This window comes from Mammaliicoccus sciuri (genome assembly GCF_025561425.1).
GTDB lineage: Bacteria > Bacillota > Bacilli > Staphylococcales > Staphylococcaceae > Mammaliicoccus > Mammaliicoccus sciuri_A.
In genome coordinates this window covers 1,375,739-1,395,565 of the sequence record NZ_CP094824.1, presented here as the reverse complement: position 1 = coordinate 1,395,565, position 19,827 = coordinate 1,375,739, and the positions used below count along the sequence as shown (strand labels likewise).

Annotated in this window: 20 protein-coding genes and 1 pseudogene; 5 read left to right on the top strand and 16 right to left on the bottom strand. The window is 31.9% G+C overall.

Going from position 1 to position 19,827, the window contains the following annotated elements; genetic code table 11:
* Positions 1-71: 71 nt before the first annotated feature.
* Positions 72-674, bottom strand: a complete 603-nt coding sequence (locus MUA60_RS07235; protein ID WP_025904177.1) for a superoxide dismutase — start codon at positions 672-674, stop codon at positions 72-74.
* A 164-nt stretch (positions 675-838) separates the two neighbouring features.
* Between MUA60_RS07235 and MUA60_RS07230 the strand changes: the two genes are divergently transcribed.
* From MUA60_RS07230 to MUA60_RS07220, 3 genes are read left to right on the top strand one after another with little or no spacing between them, the layout of a single operon-like run.
* A complete protein-coding gene (locus MUA60_RS07230; RefSeq protein WP_262650452.1) occupies positions 839-1,594 on the top strand; it encodes a DUF1189 domain-containing protein in 756 nt (251 codons plus the stop codon).
* 41 nt (positions 1,595-1,635) lie between these two features.
* A complete protein-coding gene (ispG, locus tag MUA60_RS07225; RefSeq protein WP_262643427.1) occupies positions 1,636-2,718 on the top strand; it encodes a flavodoxin-dependent (E)-4-hydroxy-3-methylbut-2-enyl-diphosphate synthase in 1,083 nt (360 codons plus the stop codon).
* A gap of 28 nt (positions 2,719-2,746) precedes the next feature.
* Positions 2,747-3,310: a 5' nucleotidase, NT5C type gene (locus MUA60_RS07220; protein WP_262650451.1), complete on the top strand. Its 564-nt coding sequence runs from the start codon at positions 2,747-2,749 to the stop codon at positions 3,308-3,310.
* A 298-nt stretch (positions 3,311-3,608) separates the two neighbouring features.
* Here MUA60_RS07220 and tnpA read toward each other — a convergent pair.
* The 6 genes and pseudogenes from tnpA to MUA60_RS07190 form a co-directional block, all read right to left on the bottom strand.
* Positions 3,609-4,087, bottom strand: a pseudogene (gene tnpA, locus MUA60_RS07215) (IS200/IS605 family transposase).
* Positions 4,088-4,261: 174 nt separating this feature from the next.
* Positions 4,262-4,675 carry a Fur family transcriptional regulator gene (locus tag MUA60_RS07210; protein ID WP_262650449.1) on the bottom strand — a complete coding sequence of 138 codons (414 nt, stop codon included), beginning with the start codon at positions 4,673-4,675 and terminating at the stop codon, positions 4,262-4,264.
* Positions 4,638-5,519: a metal ABC transporter permease gene (locus MUA60_RS07205; RefSeq protein ID WP_232188196.1), complete on the bottom strand. Its 882-nt coding sequence runs from the start codon at positions 5,517-5,519 to the stop codon at positions 4,638-4,640. Before MUA60_RS07205 ends, MUA60_RS07210 begins: the two co-directional genes overlap by 38 nt.
* A gap of 99 nt (positions 5,520-5,618) precedes the next feature.
* The gene (locus MUA60_RS07200) at positions 5,619-6,425 is read right to left on the bottom strand and encodes a metal ABC transporter ATP-binding protein (protein ID WP_262650447.1); all 807 of its coding nucleotides are present in this window, start codon (positions 6,423-6,425) and stop codon (positions 5,619-5,621) included.
* Positions 6,426-6,533: 108 nt separating this feature from the next.
* Positions 6,534-7,424, bottom strand: coding sequence for a deoxyribonuclease IV (locus MUA60_RS07195; protein ID WP_262650446.1), 891 nt, complete (start codon positions 7,422-7,424; stop codon positions 6,534-6,536).
* Between the two features lie 9 nt (positions 7,425-7,433).
* A complete protein-coding gene (locus MUA60_RS07190) occupies positions 7,434-8,768 on the bottom strand; it encodes a DEAD/DEAH box helicase (protein ID WP_262650444.1) in 1,335 nt (444 codons plus the stop codon).
* Positions 8,769-8,916: 148 nt separating this feature from the next.
* Between MUA60_RS07190 and MUA60_RS07185 the strand changes: the two genes are divergently transcribed.
* Positions 8,917-9,885, top strand: coding sequence for a 4-hydroxy-3-methylbut-2-enyl diphosphate reductase (locus tag MUA60_RS07185; protein WP_262650443.1), 969 nt, complete (start codon positions 8,917-8,919; stop codon positions 9,883-9,885).
* Positions 9,886-9,951: 66 nt separating this feature from the next.
* Here the strand turns inward: MUA60_RS07185 and MUA60_RS07180 are convergent, their stop codons facing one another.
* From MUA60_RS07180 to MUA60_RS07140, 9 genes are all read right to left on the bottom strand, one after another.
* The gene (locus tag MUA60_RS07180) at positions 9,952-10,815 is read right to left on the bottom strand and encodes an IS3 family transposase (protein WP_262650532.1); all 864 of its coding nucleotides are present in this window, start codon (positions 10,813-10,815) and stop codon (positions 9,952-9,954) included.
* Positions 10,816-10,823: 8 nt separating this feature from the next.
* Positions 10,824-11,360, bottom strand: coding sequence for a transposase (locus MUA60_RS07175; RefSeq protein WP_262648361.1), 537 nt, complete (start codon positions 11,358-11,360; stop codon positions 10,824-10,826).
* Between the two features lie 47 nt (positions 11,361-11,407).
* Complete coding sequence (locus tag MUA60_RS07170; RefSeq protein ID WP_262650442.1) at positions 11,408-12,502, bottom strand: Nif3-like dinuclear metal center hexameric protein; 1,095 nt, start codon at positions 12,500-12,502, stop codon at positions 11,408-11,410.
* Positions 12,502-13,167, bottom strand: a complete 666-nt coding sequence (locus tag MUA60_RS07165; RefSeq protein ID WP_262650441.1) for a tRNA (adenine(22)-N(1))-methyltransferase — start codon at positions 13,165-13,167, stop codon at positions 12,502-12,504. Before MUA60_RS07165 ends, MUA60_RS07170 begins: the two co-directional genes overlap by 1 nt.
* Before the next feature lie 54 nt (positions 13,168-13,221).
* The gene (locus MUA60_RS07160; RefSeq protein ID WP_048539698.1) at positions 13,222-13,575 is read right to left on the bottom strand and encodes a c-type cytochrome; all 354 of its coding nucleotides are present in this window, start codon (positions 13,573-13,575) and stop codon (positions 13,222-13,224) included.
* A gap of 100 nt (positions 13,576-13,675) precedes the next feature.
* Positions 13,676-14,785 carry an RNA polymerase sigma factor RpoD gene (rpoD, locus tag MUA60_RS07155; RefSeq protein ID WP_048539697.1) on the bottom strand — a complete coding sequence of 370 codons (1,110 nt, stop codon included), beginning with the start codon at positions 14,783-14,785 and terminating at the stop codon, positions 13,676-13,678.
* Between the two features lie 26 nt (positions 14,786-14,811).
* Positions 14,812-16,584 (bottom strand): DNA primase, encoded by a 1,773-nt coding sequence (dnaG, locus tag MUA60_RS07150; RefSeq protein ID WP_262650440.1) that lies wholly within the window; start codon positions 16,582-16,584, stop codon positions 14,812-14,814.
* Between the two features lie 11 nt (positions 16,585-16,595).
* Entirely contained in the window at positions 16,596-17,411 is an 816-nt protein-coding gene (locus tag MUA60_RS07145; RefSeq protein ID WP_262650439.1) for a pyruvate, water dikinase regulatory protein, read from the bottom strand.
* Between the two features lie 14 nt (positions 17,412-17,425).
* Entirely contained in the window at positions 17,426-18,061 is a 636-nt protein-coding gene (locus MUA60_RS07140) for a transcriptional regulator CcpN (RefSeq protein ID WP_037588327.1), read from the bottom strand.
* Between the two features lie 294 nt (positions 18,062-18,355).
* Here MUA60_RS07140 and MUA60_RS07135 point away from each other — a divergent pair, with 294 nt between their 5' ends.
* On the top strand, positions 18,356-19,744 hold the full coding sequence (locus MUA60_RS07135) for a glycine--tRNA ligase (protein WP_262650437.1): 1,389 nt from the start codon (positions 18,356-18,358) through the stop codon (positions 19,742-19,744).
* Positions 19,745-19,827 lie beyond the last annotated feature (83 nt).

Genomic DNA, 19,827 nt, shown 5'->3' with positions numbered 1-19,827 from the left:
AAAAAGATTTCATTGCTCCACCCCATCAGGATGATTGTTTTATTAATCAGTCATCCAAATTTAAAGTCGAATTATTTTGCAGCTTGGTATAATTCGTTTACTTTATCCCAATTTACAACGTTCCAGAATGCATTAATGTAATCTGGGCGTCTGTTTTGGTAGTTTAAGTAGTAAGCATGTTCCCAAACATCTAAACCTAAAATTGGAAGTTTACCTTCTGAAATTGGGTTGTCTTGGTTTGGAGTTGAAACAATCGCTAATTCGCCATTATCTACAACTAACCATGCCCATCCTGAACCAAAACGGCCAGCTGCTGCAGCTGCAAATTCTTCTTTGAATTTGTCTAATGAACCAAATGTAGAACTAATTGCATCTACAACTTCTCCTGAAGGCTCAGAAGCATTTGGAGTTAATAGTTCCCAGAATAATGAATGATTATAATGTCCGCCACCATTGTTTTGAACTGCAGTACGGATATCATCAGGAACAGAGTTTAAGTTTTTAACAATATCTTCAATAGATTTGCTTTCTAAATCTGTACCTTTCACTGCATCATTTAATTTTGTTACATAAGTGTTATGGTGTTTCGTATGATGAATCTCCATAGTTTCTTTATCGATGTGTGGTTCTAATGCATCATACGCATATGGTAATTTTGGTAATTCAAAAGCCATAAAAAATCATCCTCCTCATTTATTTTACATACCTATCTTATCAAGATTAAAGTTTTATAACAAATAATTTGTTTAATAAATAATCAAAAAATTTTTATTTCTTATGTACCGCCTTGCAACAGGTGTTTTTTAACATTATTATTAAGTGAAGAAGAGGTGAATTTATGCAGTATATAAAAGAGCTTAAACGGTTATTTAAGCATCCTAGTAAGTATCCAATGTTTAGAATTACGAAGTTAAGATACATATTCCTTCATATATTATTATTAAGTTTGATATTAATCATACCTAATTCTATTCAATACATACAAATCACTCAAAATTTATCAACGTTAGTCAATGATGAAGTAACAGAGATACCTGATTTTGAAATCGATCAGAACAAAATGATTTTATCACAAGATAAATCTATCCAATTAAATCATCATCAAACGGTAGAATTTACTCAATCTAATGATTTTCAAATGAAAGATCATCATTTAATCGTGTTTAAACCAAATCATATTGAGATATCAAATTATAGTGACTACACAGAAATTAGCTATGGGTCCCTATCTTCCCTTGTTACCGATCAAGATGATTTAATTAAGTTTATTGAAACGACAAATGATTCTAAATATTTTTATTTAAGTTTGATTGTTGTCTTTCTATTATTTATTCAATTTTTAAGCTTATCAATCAAAATTGGCATTCTAGCATTTGCTGGACATTTATTGGGAATGGTTTTACGAAGAAAGTCTCGGTTTATGACTTGGTTCAAAATGATGACATTTGTGATAACGCTTCCGACTTTAGTCCTATTATTAGGAATGATTACAGTGATTCCTTTATTATTAATTGCTTCATGGTGTATAATCATTTTAAGCATTGTTATAATTGCTATGTATTTACCTAAAGGAAAAAGACCTGCTAAAGTGTAAAGATTAGCAAATTTAAACAAAGGAGTCTTATCATGTCAGAAATCATTCATCGCACGAAAACAAGACCTGTTAAAGTTGGGGATTTAACGATTGGCGGTTCAGATGAAGTTATCATTCAAAGTATGACGACTACAAAAACATATGATGTTGACGCAACTGTAGCTGAAATTAAACGATTAGAAGAAGCTGGTTGCCAAATTGTTAGAGTAGCTTGTCCAAATGAAGAAGACGCATATGCAATTAAAGATATTAAAGCACAAATTAATATCCCTTTAGTTGTAGATATTCATTTCAATTATAAATTAGCTTTAATTGCAATTGAAAATGGCGCAGATAAGATTCGAATCAATCCAGGAAACATTGGTAGACGAGAAAAAGTTGAAGCAGTTGTCAAAGCATGTAAAGAAAAAGGTATTCCTATTAGAATTGGTGTTAATGCTGGATCATTAGAAAAACATATTATTAAAAAATATGGCTACCCTACTGCTGATGGTATGGTCGAAAGTGCATTACATCATATAAAAATACTCGAAGATTTAGATTTTCATGACATTATCGTATCAATGAAAGCAAGTGACGTAAATTTAGCTATTGAAGCATATACGAAAGCAGCACAAGCTTTTGACTATCCACTACATTTAGGTATAACAGAAAGTGGCACACTATTTAATGGAACGGTTAAATCGTCTGCAGGATTAGGCGCTATACTAAGCTTAGGAATTGGAAATACGTGTAGAATTTCTTTATCAGCTGATCCAGTCGAAGAAGTTAAAGTAGCGAAATCTTTGCTTAAAGCATTTGGTTTAGCGAGTAATGCTGCTACATTAATTGCTTGCCCTACATGTGGACGAATAGAAATTGATTTAATTTCTATAGCTAATGAAGTAGAAGAATATATTTCAAACCTTCAAGTCCCATTAAAAGTAGCTGTACTAGGTTGTGCAGTTAACGGTCCTGGAGAAGCAAGAGAAGCAGATATCGGTATTGCTGGTGCACGTGGCGAAGGATTACTATTTATGAAAGGTAAAACCGTTCGTAAAGTACCTGAAAAAACAATGGTTGAAGAATTAAAAAAAGAGATAGATAAATTAGCAATTGAAATGGAACAAAATAAAGAAGCTTAAAAAGCATAAAGTAAAAAGGTGAATTTTTATGAATCAAAAGCCAAGATTAGGTATAGATATTGACGGAACTGTTACATGTCCAAAAACATTTGTACCCTATTTACAAAGAGATTTTAATCAACAACTTAAATATGAAGATATTACAGAATACAATTTAGCAAATGTCTTAAACTGTAAAGAAGAAGAAATGCTGAATTGGTTTAAAAATAATGAATCACATATATACCAACACTCCCCTGTTGCAGAGGGCGCAAGAGACATTTTGAATCAATTAAAAGATGACTACGAACTTTATTATATAAGTGCAAGACATCATTATTTAGAAGATATTACGAAAGAATGGTTTCAATCACACCATATACCATTTGATCAAATTACATTAACAGGTAGTCATAATAAATTAGAAATAACAAAAGAACAGAATATCGATATTTTCTTCGAAGATAAATTAGATAACGCAGAAGATATCAATCACTATTTAAATATCCCTGTTTTCTTGTTTGACACACCTTATAACCAGAAAGATTTACAAAATGGTATATATAGAATTAAAAATTGGCATGAAGTATCAACGTTACTTAATCGAATATAGTTAAAACCTGGCCCATATATGAGATGGACCAGGTTTTTTCGTGTATTGACTGATTAAAGTGGGCGGCTAACGATCTTGTTTTATTTTCTTGAACGTTAGAATTTCTAACGATCTTGTTTGCGAGTCTTGATCGTTAGCCCATATTCAATACTACCTATATTCCTACAAAATCAAAACCACCCGTTTAACGGGTGGTTTGTTCTGCGGCTATAAGCCTCTATTACTGACCAGCCCTAAAAGGGCACTGAGAAGATCAGCCAAATGTACTACTTTCCCAGCAACCCTTAAAAGGGTTGTTTTATTTTTTCTTCTTTCGAGTTTCTTCCCCAGTAAAAGGATCTATGTACTCTATCATTGTTAACTGTTCTGCTACTATATCCTCTTGTAATTGATTTCTTATATAATTTTCTATCACTTTTTTATTTCTACCAACTGTATCTACATAAAATCCTTTACACCAAAATTTTCTGTTACCATATCTATACTTAAATGGGCATGTCTATCAAATATCATTAAGCTCCTCTTACCTTTTAAATAACCTACAAATTGAGAAACACTTAACTTTGGTGGAATGCTAACTAACATATGAATATGATCTTTACATGCTTCAGCTTCTATTATTTCTACACCTTTTCTTTCACACAATTGTCTTAAAATAATACCAATATCTCTTTTAATTTTCCCATAAATAATTTGTCTACGATATTTTGGTGCAAACACAATGTGGTACTTACAATTCCATTTTGTATGTGCTAAACTGTTTGTGTCTGATGACATTTAATGCATCTCCTCGTGTTGTTAATTTTGGTTGGCTGACCAAATATTATTCTAGCATGTAGAGATGCATTTTTTAATACAACGGTGAAACCATACTGTACCATACGCATAGCGTATGGTTTTAATTTCACAAATAAAAAAATGGTAGCTCCTCAAGCTACCATTCCTCACTTCTTATACTGTTTTGCATTGCTCACATTTACCGTATACTTCTAATTTATGTGATGCTATTTCTACATTTGGTAATTGTTGTTTTATAGAATCCATTGGGCAAAAGTCTATTACTTTTGTTGTACCACATGATTCACAAATAAAATGATGATGATGGTGATTTTGACATGCAATTCTAAATTTCATTTCGCCGTCTATTTCAGTACTTTCGATAATATTCAAGTCTTTAAATAAGTATAAATTACGATAAATTGTATCGAAAGATAATCCATTATAATCGTCTTTCAATGCTTCTTGAATATATTTAGCTGTGATGTATTTATCTTCATTTACAAATAATGAGATGATATCACGGCGTTTATTTGTGTACTTATGTCCATCATTTTTCAATATTTGAATGGCTTCCTCTACTTTCAAGATGATAGCCTCCTTTTTTAATCAGTACTTTACTATACGCTATGCTAGCAAGTAATTCAATAATTAATAATCCTACTATAATACCTCCTGGTGAAATATTCAAATAGAAGGATAATATCAATCCTAGTACTACTGAGATTTCACCGAATAAAATACTTAATGCGATTAACTGTTTAAACCCTTTAGCTAATCTCATACTTGTAGCGACTGGCAATGTCATTAAACTACTCACTAACAAGATACCAACGACTCTCATTGAAGCTGAAATAACAAGTGCGACAATGACAATAAATAATAATTGGATCCATTTTGGCATACCAATAACTTTTGAGTATTCTTCATCGAATGATAATACAAATAATGATTTGTACAATAACATAACAAAGATTAAAACAATTAATGTAATGACGATAATAGTAAATAAATCACTTAAATTTACGGCACTAATTGAACCGAATAAATATCCAAATAAATCTTGATTAAATCCATTCGCTAAAGAAATAAATATAACACTAATACCTATACCACCGCTCATGATAATGGGTATCGCGATTTCTTGGTAATGTTTATATTCAGTTCTTAATTGTTCTATTAATAACGCACCTGCTATTGAAAAAATAATACCAAACCATATCGGATTTATAGTAGCAAACAATGGACTAACACTCATTAAGAACAGTCCCATTGATATACCACCTAACGTCACATGGCTTAGTGCATCCGCAATGAGCGATAGTCTTCTAACTACAATAAATGCCCCTATTAAAGGTGCAATCAATCCTACTAAGATACCACTTATAAATGAGTATCTTATAAAATCAAAATTTAAAAACGCATCAATCACGATATAACACTCCTTCATTCAGGAGCATAAATCTATCTCTCATTTCAACTGACATATCCAATCTCCTTATTTAAAATCTATATATTTATTATGTTCACGTTAACTTTGTACTAATTCTTCAACTTCTTCATGTGCACAACAGTCACGATCATGTTGATGATCGACAAATTGTACGGGATGTCCATAGATTTTAGATATTGAGACTTCATCTAATGATTTAAATGACTCACTTGTACCATGGAAATGTATATGTTGATTTAAGCAAGCTACTTTACTTGCCGTATCAGCTACAACACCAATATCATGCGTTACAAGAATGATTGTAATCCCTTCTTGTTTTAATTGCGTCAGTAATTGATAAAATTCTGAAACGTGTCTTGCATCAATACCTACAGTAGGTTCATCTAATATTAAAATACTCGGTTTAGAAATTAATGCTCTAGCAATAAACGTTCTTTGCTGTTGACCACCTGACAACTGTGCAATATTTTCATTCTTAAGACCACTTATATTTAATCGTTCTAATATGGCATCTACTTGTGCAGCATCTTCTTTATTAAACCATTTGAAAAGACTTTTATTTTTAGTTAAGCCACTCATGACAACTTCTTTTACTGTCGCTGGGAAACCAGAGCTAAAAGCGTTGGACTTTTGTGATACGTAACTAATTTTTTCCCAAGATTTATATTGATTAATTTTTTTACCACTTATTAAGATATCACCTTTTTGTAAAGGTAATAAGCCTAATATGAGTTTCAGTAAAGTCGATTTCCCAGAGCCATTTGGGCCAACTATTGCCAAGAAATCTCCTTTATAAATTTGTATATTTATATGGCTAAGTGCCAATTTATTTGGATAGCTATAACTGATATCTTTTAACTCGAAAATCGGTGTTTCTTTTTCCATCTTCATCACCTCGTCAATAGAATACTATACAATGAATATGAAAAAATGTAAATAGTAATGTTTACGAACAAAAAAGAATGCTAATTGAATTAGCATTCTTAAATAATGTTATTGGTTAAAGATTTTTTCTTTTAAATCTGGATCAAATGTACCATTTTTAATCATTTCGATTTCATATTTATATGGTGGTTTTTTGTTCTTTTTGTCATCACCAACATATGGTGTTTCTAAAATTTTAGGTACTTCTTTAAATGCATCATGATTGACGATATAGTGCAATGCATCATAACCAATTGATCCAAAGCCAATATTTTCATGTCTATCTTTTCTTGCACCTTGTGGATTCTTACTGTCGTTGACGTGAAGTACTTTTATACGATCGATACCAACGATTTTATCAAACTCATTTAATACGCCATCAAAGTCTTCTTTAACGTTGTAACCAGCATCATTTGTATGACAAGTATCGAAACATACAGATAATCTTTCATTATGGTTAACACCATCAATGATTTGTGCAAGTTCTTCGAATGTTTTACCACATTCAGAACCTTTACCTGCCATTGTTTCCAATGCGATACGTACATCATTATTATTTGTTAATACTTCATTTAAACCTTCAATAATTTTTGGAATACCTTTTTCTTCACCAGCACCAACATGAGCACCTGGATGAAGAACGATGTCTTTAGCACCTAATGCTTCAGTACGTTCTATTTCTGATTGTAAGAATTCAACACCTAGGTTAAATACTTCTGGTTTAGTTGTATTTGCAATATTGATGATATATGGTGCATGCACAACAATGTTAGATAAACCATATTCTTTCATTGCTGCTTTACCATTTTCAATATTTAAATCTTCAATTTTTTTACGTCTTGTGTTTTGTGGAGCACCTGTATAAATCATAAATGTTGAAGCATTATAACTTGCCGCTTCTTCTGCTGCTTGTAATAGCATCTTCTTACCACTCATCGAAACGTGTGATCCAATTAACATATTTGACACCTATCCTTTTCTACTTTGTCTTTTCGTTCTCTTAGAATGAGCTTTCTTCTCTTTAAATTTCAACTCATCTAATTCTCGTTTAAATTTCTTCTTATAGCCAGGTTTTACTTTATTTTTATTGTTTCGTTTAATTTTTTGTTTTAGTGATTTTTCAATATTATCTTCTTTTTTAACACGTTTCGTACGCTTTTGACGATCTTTAATTTCTACAAATTCATCGTTTTTAATATCGACATGTTTAAACTTGTAATTATGCTTCTCAATTTGTGTAATTAAATCATCTTCATCAGGTGTATATAAAGTGATTGAGATACCTTTATAATCACCACGACCTGTACGACCAACTCTATGTGTAAAGAAGTCTATTTCTTTAGGTAAATCATAGTTGATAACGTGACTTACACCTTCAATATCAATACCACGTGATGCTAAATCACTTGCGACAACAAATTCAAAGTCTAATTGTTTAATACGTTTCATTTGTTGTGTTCTTTCTCTAGGTGATAAACCACCATGGATTACCCCTACTTTATAGCCTTCTTCTGATAAATACGCAACTAATTCATCTGCTCTATCACGGCTATTAGCAAATATGATTGCTAAATAAGGATTAATCACATTCATAACTTTTAAGACTTTCTCTTTTTTCTCAACACCTTTAGTCGGTATTAAGTAAAAGTCGATATTGTCTTTGTTAGATGATGCTGTTTCAATTTCAACAAATTCAGGATTACTTAAATATTTATTTAAGAATGGATGTAATGCTTTAGGAATCGTTGCACTAAATACTGAAATTTGTGCGTTTTCATCTAATCTACTCGCAATTCTATCTACTTTAGGCATAAATCCTAAATCAATCATTAAATCTGCTTCATCTACAACTACTGACTTCGCTAGATGTAAATCTAAAGCACGCTCTACAGCCATATCATCGATTCTATTCGGTGTACCTACAACTACATGTGGTGTGTTTTTTGATTTATCAATATCTCTTGATTTATCTGTTCCACCAATGTATAGGCTAACTTTTACACCTTTTTTAAATTGAGTTAAATGTGATGCTGCATCATATAATTGCTTTGCTAATTCTCTTGTTGGTGCCAAAATAATCACTTGTGGTTCTTTTATATCGACGTCGATTTTATCAAATAATGGCAGTAGAAATGCGTGTGATTTCCCTGTACCAGTTTGAGATTGTCCTATTATATTAGATCCTTTTTTAATTTTGGGTATAACTCTTCGCTGTATTTCTGTTGGCTGGTTAAAATGTAAATCTTTAACGGCCTCTACTAATTCATTTTCAAGTTGAAAATGTTCAAACGGATGCTTAGACATAAGCGACCCTCCTCGTTTCTTTTTCACTTCATACATTATATAGTAAATGCGCACTTTATGATAGGCTAAAAGATTTATTTTGAATTTTTATTTAGTTTCTTTAAGACTTGTGTGTTGTTATAATAGACATTAATAAGGAGGGCAATTTATGGAAATTATAAAGATTACCCCTAGAGGCTATTGTTACGGTGTTGTAGACGCTATGGTTATTGCTAGAAATGCATCTTTAGATAAGTCACTTCCAAGACCCATTTATATACTTGGCATGATTGTTCATAATAAACATGTGACTGATGCCTTTGAATCTGATGGCATTATTACTTTAGATGGTCCGAACAGATTAAAGATTTTAGAACAAATTGATGAAGGTACCGTTATATTTACTGCACATGGTGTTTCACCTGAAGTCAAAAGACGTGCAAAAGAAAAAGGACTCGTTTGTATAGATGCGACATGTCCAGATGTAGATAATACACATCAGTTAATACGTGACGTTAAATCAAATGGCTATCACGTCATCTATATTGGTAAAAAAGGACATCCAGAACCAGAAGGCGCAGTTGGTGTGGCACCTGATATCGTTCATCTCGTTCAAACTTTAGAAGATATCGATGCCTTGCCAGAAGAATTAATGAACCAAAAACTCATCGTAACGAATCAAACAACAATGTCACAATGGGATGTTAAACATCTTATTGATGAATTAAAAGTTAAATATCCTCATATTGAAGTACATGAAGAAATTTGTTTAGCAACACAAGTTAGACAAGAAGCTGTTGCCACACAAGCAGATCAAGCAGATTTACTCATTGTCGTTGGAGATCCTAAAAGTAATAATTCAAATAGATTAGCCCAAGTATCTAAAGAAATTGCACATACAAACGCATATCGAATCGCTGATTTGAGTGAATTAAAATTAGAATGGCTACAAGACATCGAAAGTGTAGCTGTAACGGCAGGTGCTTCAACACCAACACCTATCGTTAAAGAAGTCATTGATTATATTAAAAATTATGACCCGACAGAAGCGCGTGACATAAAATTAACAAGTAATGTACCTGTTGAAAAAATATTACCTAAAATTAAAAAGCCTAAACCCGTTAAAATAATGGACTAAAAAAACTGCCGAATTGACTCGGCAGTTTTTTACATATTGTACTGAACCCAAAAATCTAAACCTTAATTAGTATATTATTTCAAAGGTTTGTCTCCTGTAATTTTTGGGAGATAAGCCTTTTAATTTTGATTTGATTCTTTCGTTATTATAAAAATCGATATATCGATGAATAGCTTGTTCAAGGTCCTGAAAATCTTTAAATTCTTGGCCATAATACATTTCTTGTTTAAGTAACCCAAAAAAGTTTTCCATAACTGAATTATCTAGACAATTACCTTTTCTAGACATACTCTGAAATATTTTATGGTCTTTTAATAATCTAGTGTATTGTGAATGTTGATAATGCCAGCCTTGATCTGAATGAATCGTTAAACGATGATCTAGGTTTGGACGACGCTTTATCATTTCTTTTAATGGATTGATGACTATATCTAATGTAGGACGACTTGAGATTTTAAAGCTGATAATCTCTGAACTATATAAGTCCATAAAAGGTGATAAATATAATTTCTGACCATTCATTAATTTGAACTCTGTAATATCTGTTACGACTTTTTGAAATGGGAGACTTGTTTTAAATCTACGATTTAATATATTTTGAGCTACTTTACCAACTTTACCTTTAAAGGAACGATACTTACGACCTCTATGTGTGAACTTTGTACAAGTTAGATTATGTTCTTTCATAATTCTTAGTACTTTTTTATGATTTACGATAAGACCTCTATTTCTTAGTGCTTGTGTAACACGACGATAACCATAGGTATGGTTTGATTCTTCACATATTTCTTTTATTACTTGAATCAATGTTTCATCTTTATCAGCTTTACTAAATTTATTTATCCAATAATAGTATACAGATTTAGCTATTTGAGCGACTTTAAATAAGATACTTAATCGTATATTATATGTTTCATTTAGTTCCTTAATGACCTTTACTATTTCTGATTTTTGCTTCCGTAAATGTCGGTCAAGGCTTGTAACTTTTTTTGATAAGCTATACCTGCCTTTAACGTCTCATTTTCATTTCTAAGTCTTTCAAGTTCTTCACGTTCATTTTCATTTAAAGGTAAATTTTTATTATCTGATTTAGATCGTTTTTTAGTCATAGTGTGAGATCGTCCCTTTTGTTTATTATCTATATCAAGACGACACTTTTCATCAAATTGATGTTGCCAATTGGCAATGATAATAGGATTAATAATTCTAAAGTGATTCGCAGTATCTTGATAAGACAACATATTTTCTTGTCTAAATTTTAAAACAGATAATTTAAATTCGCTAGTATAAACAGTATTTCTACTTTTTATTTCTAAACCTTCTTCTCCAAACTCTTTATATTGATTGACCCAAATCCGAAGGACAGACCAACTTGAAATACCATATTTTAAAGCAATTGTTCTATAACTTTGATGTCCTTCTAAATATTCTTTTACAAGTTTTAGTTTGAATTTAAATTCATATTTTTTCCTCATTAGAATGCACCCCAATATTTTGATTTGTTTAGTTCAAATATTTGGGTTCACATCATATATTGATAAGGATCTGTATTAATAGAAGATGTTAACACTTTAATCGTTCCATTTGTCCATTCTTCTAATAATGACTTTAATCCTTCTTTCATAACATACTCACTATAATGATTAACATCTAAGACGTTTATACCGTCCATTAGTGCATCTAATGCTTCGTGATGTTTAACGTCTCCAGTAATAAATAAATCAGCTTGTTGTGCTTTAGCTAAATTTGCATATTCAATACCAGCACCACCAACAATTGCGACGCGTTTAATTTGCGTTGATTGGTCTCCTATAAATCTAACTGCTGGAATAGCGAGCTTTTGTTTATAGTTTTGCACAAATTCATTTACTGATTGCGTTTCATTTAATTCTCCGATAATTCCTAAGCCTACAGAAGATGTTCTAGACATTTTGATGAAATCATAAACAGGTTCTTCATATGGGTGTGTTTGAATAATCAGTTCTTTAGCAAGTGCTAAATCTTTCTCATCAACCATTAATTCTAGTTTCGTTTCATAAACAGTCTCAGTCTTATCAGCTTGTCCAAGATGTGGATTTGCTGATGCACTCGGTTTAAATTGTCCTTTACCTTGAGACTGGAAAAATACTTCGCTGTATTCTTCTGTTTGAGCTAAATGATGGTCATTAAATGCAGCTTTCATAGCTTCAACATCTTTATCAGGTAAGAATATTTGTACTTTATAATAGGACTCTTGTTGTTCTTCCAATACTTTCATATTATCTAATCCTATTTGTTGCCCAATCATGTAACTAACACCTTTAGGATGTACATCAAGATTTGTATGGAGTGCAATCAAATTGATGTCATGCTGAATCAATTTACGAATAATAGGACCATAGCTTTTATCCGTAATATTTTTAACACCTTTAAAAATAAGTGGATGATGTGCAATGATCGTATTGATATTGTTTTGAATGGCTTCTTCTACAACTTCTAACGTACAATCTAATGTTGTTAATACACCGTTCACTTCACTTTTTTCTGAACCAATTAATAAACCAACATTATCCCAAGATTCACTCGTAGAAAATGGGACTTGTTTATCAATTTCTTGTAATAGCTCTTGAATAATCATTAAAGCACCTCTTTTATTTGAAGTATTTGTTGATTAATTTCATTATACCTATTTTTATCTTCGTGATATTCTAATTGTTTACTAATTTTATTAAGCGATTCTAATTCTCTTTGCCATTTTTCATGGAATAAATCATTTTTATTGGCTAATAATTTAGGACCAAATTTTAATTCTAATTCATTTAGGTCCATCTCACCTTTTTTAGCCACTATGATTTCATATATATGTTTTTTATCTTTTATGAGTTGTTCATCAACGATTTGATAACCAATGCTTTGTAATACTTTTCTAATTGGCAACGCATGAATATTAGCTTGTAAAATTAAATCAGGATGCCCTGTTAACTTATGCTTTCCTTCTTCAATAATTTGTGCAATTAATGGACCACCCATGCCACAAATTGTAATCGCATCAATCGTCTCGTCTACTACTTCTAAACCGTCACCCAGTTTAACTTCAATAAGGTCGTTCATACCATATAATTTAGTATTCTTTTGAGCAGCAAGAAAAGGTCCTTTGACAACTTCTCCAGCAATCGCTTCTTTAATTAATCCATTTTGAATTGCGTATATAGGTAAATATGCATGATCGGAACCGATATCTGCTAATTTATGATGATTTAAATATTCACTTACCTTCATTAAACGTTTATTTATTTGGATCATTATTTTTCCCTTTCATTAAAAAAATCTTTTGCAATAGCAAAAGATTTTTTTGTGTTATTTAGCGCCATCTTTTAAGTACTTGACAAGTGTGTCTAAATCTTTATTTGAAATAGTAGCTTCGTCATGTGCAGGCATTGAACCTTTACCATTACGAATGATTTTTTTCATTTCATCGGCACCTTTTTTGCTTCCAGCTAATTTAGGTCCCATTCCACCTTCAAGATTTTGTCCATGACAACTTGTACAATTGTCCTTAGCGAATGTAGCTGCATCAAACTTTTCAGTTTTAGCACCGCCACCGCCTTCTTTTTCTTCCTCTTTGTTAGCACCATGTGCTGACATGAAGAATATTAATCCTACTCCGAGTAGTAAAATCAGAATAAACGGGATAACAGGATTACGATTCATTCATACAACCTCCCTTTTGTTAAACCTTCATACAATTATATTTTATATTAAAACAAGGCATTGTCAAAGGCTTTTTGGGATTAATATAAACTTTTCATGTTTAATCCATAAAATCTTTCAAACGCTTACTTCTTGATGGATGTCTTAACTTGCGCAATGCCTTCGCTTCAATTTGACGAATACGTTCTCTTGTAACACCAAATACTTTACCAACTTCTTCAAGAGTTCTTGTTCTACCATCATCAAGACCAAATCTTAATCTTAATACATTTTCTTCTCTGTCAGTTAATGTATCTAATACATCTTCTAATTGCTCTTTAAGTAATTCATATGCAGCGTGATCAGATGGACTTTGTGCATCTTGGTCTTCAATAAAGTCGCCTAAGTGACTGTCATCTTCTTCACCAATAGGCGTTTCTAATGACACTGGTTCTTGAGCAATTTTCAGAATTTCACGAACTTTTTCTGGTGGTAAATCCATTTCTTCACCAATTTCTTCAGGAGATGGATCTCTACCTAAATCTTGTAATAATTGACGTTGAACACGAATCAATTTATTGATCGTTTCAACCATATGAACTGGGATACGGATTGTACGTGCTTGGTCAGCAATCGCTCTAGTAATTGCTTGACGAATCCACCATGTTGCATATGTTGAGAATTTGAAACCTTTGTTAAAGTCGAATTTTTCTACGGCTTTGATTAGACCCATATTACCTTCTTGAATAAGGTCAAGGAATAACATACCTCTACCTACATAACGTTTAGCGATACTTACAACAAGTCTTAAGTTCGCTTCAGCAAGACGTGATTTCGCAATTTCATCACCTTGCTCGATGCGTTTAGCTAATTCGATTTCTTCTTGGGCAGTTAATAAATTGACACGTCCTATTTCTTTTAAGTACATTCTTACTGGGTCGTTTATTTTAACACCTGGAGGAGCACTTAAGTCATTTAAATTTAGTTTGTCATTTGTATCACTTGAATCTTTTTCATTAATAAGATTGATTTCATTCTCATTAATTAAATCAAAGAAATCATCCATTTGATCTGGATCCATTTCGAAGTTTTGCAATTTATCCGCAATTTCTTCGTGACTCAAATGTCCTGCTTTTTTACCTTGTTCAATTAATTGGTGCTTAACTTGTTCAATTGTAAGCACTTCTTCATTATTAGCGCTATTAATTTTGTTTAATTCTTTATCAGACATGAATAGGCCTCCCGGGTTATTAACTCTTACATTCTATTCCGATTATATTGTACAATTTGTTCTAAATATTGCCTTTGCAGAGCGATATCGCCTGCTTGCATTGCTTTATTCAATTGTTGATTCAAATATTCTATGGAATTTTCTTTGTGTTCGTTAGGACTGATAATCCTAATGTAGTCTTCGATTTCTTCTGTCTCTGGTTCATCATTGATTAGCAATGAATCTAGATACATAACTGTTTCAATGATTTGATGTTCTTCAATGTAACTTGAAAAATCACTTATGTTAAAAACATCGTTATTCTTATAATACCCATTTAAACGTGAAAAAATCACTCTATTATTCAATGAAGTGAAGTCTTCTTGATTAATCCTAGAATGATATTCTAAAAATAGCTGTTTATGATTCATAAAATGTTTTAACAACGCTTGCTCTGCTCTACCGACTTTATCAAGTTTTTTTTCCTTCATCTCAGGAACGAAATTATTATAATCGGTATAATTTTGAACAATATTAGGCGGAAGTCGATTTTTTAGACTGTTAACATCTACTTTATACAAATCTGCTACTTGTTGCAATACTTTTTTTCTTAAAAATTCCGATTGAATCAGATTGATGTCATGAATCAATTCTTCAATATGTTGTTCATGTTTTAAATCATTATTTTCGTTGGCATAATATAATTGTTGCGCTTTAAATGCAACATAGGATTGTTTTTGCCCTTCAACAAATGATTTGAAAGCATCACTTCCGTATTCTGTAATATAATCATCAGGGTCCATCGTTTTTGGTAAATTGACAACAAAGACATTTAATCCTTCATTTAATAAGTCTTTACCAACATTTATGGCAGCTTCTTTACCTGCGAAATCTCCATCATACAGTAAAGTTACATTAGATGCCAGTTTTTTGACCACCGTAACGTGTTCTCTAGATAATGCCGTACCCATTGTTGCCACAACTTGTTTAATATCCGCTTCAAACGACTTTATAACATCCATAAATCCTTCTAACAAAATGACTTCATCATTTTGTCGTATAAATTTCCTTGCGCGATCAATGTTGTATAACATTTTTCTTTTTTGGAATATAGGTGTTTCTGGACTATTTAAATATTTCGGCGATTGATCAGTATACGTTCGACCAGAAAAACCAACTGTCTTACCTTGGAAATTCAACAATGGAAATATGATTCTATCTCTGAATCGATCAAAGTAATCAAACGTTTCATCATTTCGGCTTAACAAACCTGCTTCATATGCAAGTACAGCATCATAACCATTTTTCTCTAAAAAGTCATGCGTGAACTTCGAATGGTTTGGTGCATATCCAATTTTTCTATCATTAATCAATTCTTCCGTAAAGCCTCTTGATTTCAAATAGTTTAAAGCTGCTTCGCCTTCTTCAGTATGCTTCAATATATAATGGTAGTTATTTGCCATTAATTCATGCATTTCAATCATTTTGATATGATCATCCACAATACCTTCAGTTGGTGCTGTTTCTTGCTTTTCAATATGAATATCTACTTTATCACCAAGTTCTCTTACTGCATCGACAAAAGATATTCCTTTAATTTCTTGAATAAATTGAAAAACATTGCCGCCTTTCTTACAACCAAAGCAATGACAAATTTGTTTATCTTCAGATACTGAAAACGACGGTGTCTTTTCATCATGGAAAGGACATAATCCTATATAATTACGTCCTCTTTTTTCTAGTTTCACATATTCACTTACGACATCTAATATGTCATTCTTCTCACGTATTTCATTTATTAAATCTTGTTCTATACGCATCCTGTCACCCTTTAACGGTTTTGTTGTGTAATGATTTTAATAATATCATTTGCTGTTTCTTCTATTGCCTTGTCAGAAACATCTAGTACAGGACAACAAATTTTTTCAACAATTTCTTCGAAGTATCTTAATTCTTCTTCGATTCTGTCATCTTTCGCATAATTAGCATCATCACTTAAACCTAATTGAATTAATCTTGCTCTTCTAATCGCATTAAGGTTTTTTTGATTAATTTTTAAAGCGATACATTTCTTCGGATCTATTTCAAATAATCCTTCTGGTGGTGCAACTTCAGGCACTAATGGTACATTCATTACTTTATATCGTTTATGTGCTAAGTATTGCGACAATGGTGTTTTTGAAGTTCTAGATACACCTATAAGAACAATATCAGCTTTTGGTAAGCCTCGTGGATCTCTACCATCATCATATTTAACCGCAAATTCAATTGCTTCTATTTTCTTGAAATAATCTTCATCTAATTTATGAATATTGCCTGGCTCATTAAGTGGGGCTTCATTAAGTTCATTACTTAATATGCTCATCAATGGACCCATAATGTCTACATTTTGTATATTATTTTCTTCTAATTTTTCTTTTAAGTATAAGCGCATTTCAGGTTTAACCAATGTATAAACGACTATTGATTTTTGTTCTAATGCTAATGATACGACTTCATTAATATTACTTTCATTCTCTATATACGGTAATCTTACAATATCTAAAGCATTTCCTTCTGTCTTATATTGAGACGTACATGCTTTCGTAACAAGCTCTGCCGTTTCTCCTACTGAATCGGATGCTATAATTATTCTTATCTCTTCCATTTAACTAACTCCTCCTACTCATCTTCAATAAGTGAAACAAATGCTCTTGTGATCGTTGTTTTTGTAATTCTGCCTTTAACTTTCATTTTGTCGCCTTTAAGTTTTTTGACAACAGGTATTGCATCTATTTGTTTATCAATTAATAATTTTGCTGCATAAATCAATAAATCATCTTCTAAACATACTGTTATGTTTGGCATTCTGCTCATATTAATACTAACCGGTGTATCTTTTAAACTTTGACCACCTATTGCAGCTCTCAGTAAATCTTTTCTTGAACATACGCCGATTAAATTGCCTTCTTTATTTATGACAAATAATGTGCCGACATCTTCTAAAAACATCTTACATATTGCTTCATATACAGAAATACTTTCTTCTATTACGACTGGAATCGCCATCGATTCTTTTACGGTCATTTTTTTAATTGAATCACTTAACAATTGTGTACTTGATTTCCCTGTATAAAAATATCCTACTCTAGGTCTTGCATCGAGATAACCTGCCATTGTTAAAATTGCTAAATCTGGTCTTAAAGTTGCTCTTGTTAAATTTAATCGTTCAGCTATTTTTTCACCTGTAATGGGTCCATTGTTCTTAACAATTTGTACAATTTGTTCTTGTCTTTGATTTAATTCGATTGCTCTCACCCCTTCGAACACAATTCAGATAGATTAATTATAACATGTAACACAAATATTGCTCAATTTGAATATCTGTTTTCACTTGATAATTCTCCCATACCGTGCTATATTTTAATTAACTTTGAAATAAAAGCGAGTTAAGGATGGTGAAAGCTTAACATTAAAGTTTTGGCTTACAAAATTTTATAAAAAGTGAGTGGCTACACTAATTTGGGTGGAACCGCGGGTAATATACTCGTCCCAAGGCATTATTTGATGATGTCTTGGGGCTTTTTTAATTTAATTGAGGAGTGAATTTTTATGGCAAAAGATATGGATAAGGTAGTAACATTAGCAAAACATAGAGGGTTTGTATTCCCTGGTAGTGAAATTTATGGTGGTTTAGCAAACACTTGGGACTATGGTCCACTTGGTGTCGAACTAAAAAATAACATCAAAAAAGCATGGTGGCAAAAGTTTGTTCAACAATCTCCATACAACGTTGGACTAGATGCAGCTATTTTAATGAACCCAAGAACTTGGGAAGCTTCAGGTCACTTATCAAACTTTAACGATCCAATGATAGACAACAAAGATTCTAAAATTCGTTACAGAGCAGATAAGTTAATTGAAGATTACATGCATAATGTTGAAGGTGATGAGAACTTTATCGCTGACGGTATGAGCTTTGATGAAATGAAACAATTAATTGATGATAAAGGTATCACTTGTCCTGAAAGTGGCACAGCAAACTGGACAGACATTCGTCAATTCAACTTAATGTTCAAAACATTCCAAGGTGTTACTGAATCTTCAACTAACGAAATTTTCTTACGTCCTGAAACTGCACAAGGTATTTTCGTAAACTATAAAAACGTTCAACGTTCTATGCGTAAAAAATTACCATTCGGTATTGCGCAAGTTGGTAAATCATTCAGAAACGAAATTACACCTGGTAACTTCATCTTCAGAACAAGAGAATTCGAACAAATGGAACTTGAATTCTTCTGTAAACCTGGTACTGAAATTGAATGGCAAAATTACTGGAAAGACTTCGCTGCTAAATGGTTAAAAGATTTAGGTATTAAAGAAGAAAATACAAAATTACGTGACCATGACGAAGATGAATTAAGTCACTACTCTAATGCAACAACAGATATCGAATACAAATTCCCATTTGGTTGGGGAGAACTTTGGGGTATCGCTTCAAGAACAGATTACGACTTAAAACAACATAGTGAATTTAGTGGTGAAGACTTCAAATATCATGATCAAGAAACAAATGAAAAATTCATCCCTTACTGTATCGAACCATCATTAGGAGCTGACCGTGTAACATTAGCATTCTTATGTGATGCATACGAAGAAGAAAATGAAGGTGAGAAAGATCAACGTACAGTATTGCATTTCCACCCTGCTTTAGCACCATATAAAGCAGCAATCTTACCATTAAGCAAAAAACTTTCACCAGATGCTATTAAAGTATATGAAAAATTAAGTGAAAAATTTGCAATCGACTTTGATGAGTCACAATCAATCGGTAAACGTTACCGTAGACAAGATGAAATTGGTACACCATACTGTATCACATTTGACTTCGATTCATTAGAAGACAACCAAGTTACAGTACGTGATAGAGATACAATGGAACAAGTACGTATGCCAATTGATGAAGTTGAAAACTTCTTAGCTGAAAAAATTAGATTCTAATACTAAACAAAAAACAGAGCAAAACTTATAAATTAAGTTTTGCTCTGTTTTTTTATGATTAAGTTGTTAAGAAGGCATTACGA

What these genes read in the sequence shown, in the direction of transcription:
- MUA60_RS07235 (WP_025904177.1), bottom strand. Translation starts at nt 674, where the DNA reads ATGGCTTTTGAATTACCAAAATTACCATATGCGTATGATGCATTAGAA.
- MUA60_RS07230 (WP_262650452.1), top strand. Translation starts at nt 839, where the DNA reads ATGCAGTATATAAAAGAGCTTAAACGGTTATTTAAGCATCCTAGTAAG.
- MUA60_RS07220 (WP_262650451.1), top strand. Translation starts at nt 2,747, where the DNA reads ATGAATCAAAAGCCAAGATTAGGTATAGATATTGACGGAACTGTTACA.
- MUA60_RS07200 (WP_262650447.1), bottom strand. Translation starts at nt 6,425, where the DNA reads ATGGAAAAAGAAACACCGATTTTCGAGTTAAAAGATATCAGTTATAGC.
- MUA60_RS07195 (WP_262650446.1), bottom strand. Translation starts at nt 7,424, where the DNA reads ATGTTAATTGGATCACACGTTTCGATGAGTGGTAAGAAGATGCTATTA.
- MUA60_RS07190 (WP_262650444.1), bottom strand. Translation starts at nt 8,768, where the DNA reads ATGTCTAAGCATCCGTTTGAACATTTTCAACTTGAAAATGAATTAGTA.
- MUA60_RS07185 (WP_262650443.1), top strand. Translation starts at nt 8,917, where the DNA reads ATGGAAATTATAAAGATTACCCCTAGAGGCTATTGTTACGGTGTTGTA.
- MUA60_RS07175 (WP_262648361.1), bottom strand. Translation starts at nt 11,360, where the DNA reads ATGAGGAAAAAATATGAATTTAAATTCAAACTAAAACTTGTAAAAGAA.
- MUA60_RS07170 (WP_262650442.1), bottom strand. Translation starts at nt 12,502, where the DNA reads ATGATTATTCAAGAGCTATTACAAGAAATTGATAAACAAGTCCCATTT.
- MUA60_RS07165 (WP_262650441.1), bottom strand. Translation starts at nt 13,167, where the DNA reads ATGATCCAAATAAATAAACGTTTAATGAAGGTAAGTGAATATTTAAAT.
- MUA60_RS07160 (WP_048539698.1), bottom strand. Translation starts at nt 13,575, where the DNA reads ATGAATCGTAATCCTGTTATCCCGTTTATTCTGATTTTACTACTCGGA.
- rpoD (WP_048539697.1), bottom strand. Translation starts at nt 14,785, where the DNA reads ATGTCTGATAAAGAATTAAACAAAATTAATAGCGCTAATAATGAAGAA.
- dnaG (WP_262650440.1), bottom strand. Translation starts at nt 16,584, where the DNA reads ATGCGTATAGAACAAGATTTAATAAATGAAATACGTGAGAAGAATGAC.
- MUA60_RS07145 (WP_262650439.1), bottom strand. Translation starts at nt 17,411, where the DNA reads ATGGAAGAGATAAGAATAATTATAGCATCCGATTCAGTAGGAGAAACG.
- MUA60_RS07135 (WP_262650437.1), top strand. Translation starts at nt 18,356, where the DNA reads ATGGCAAAAGATATGGATAAGGTAGTAACATTAGCAAAACATAGAGGG.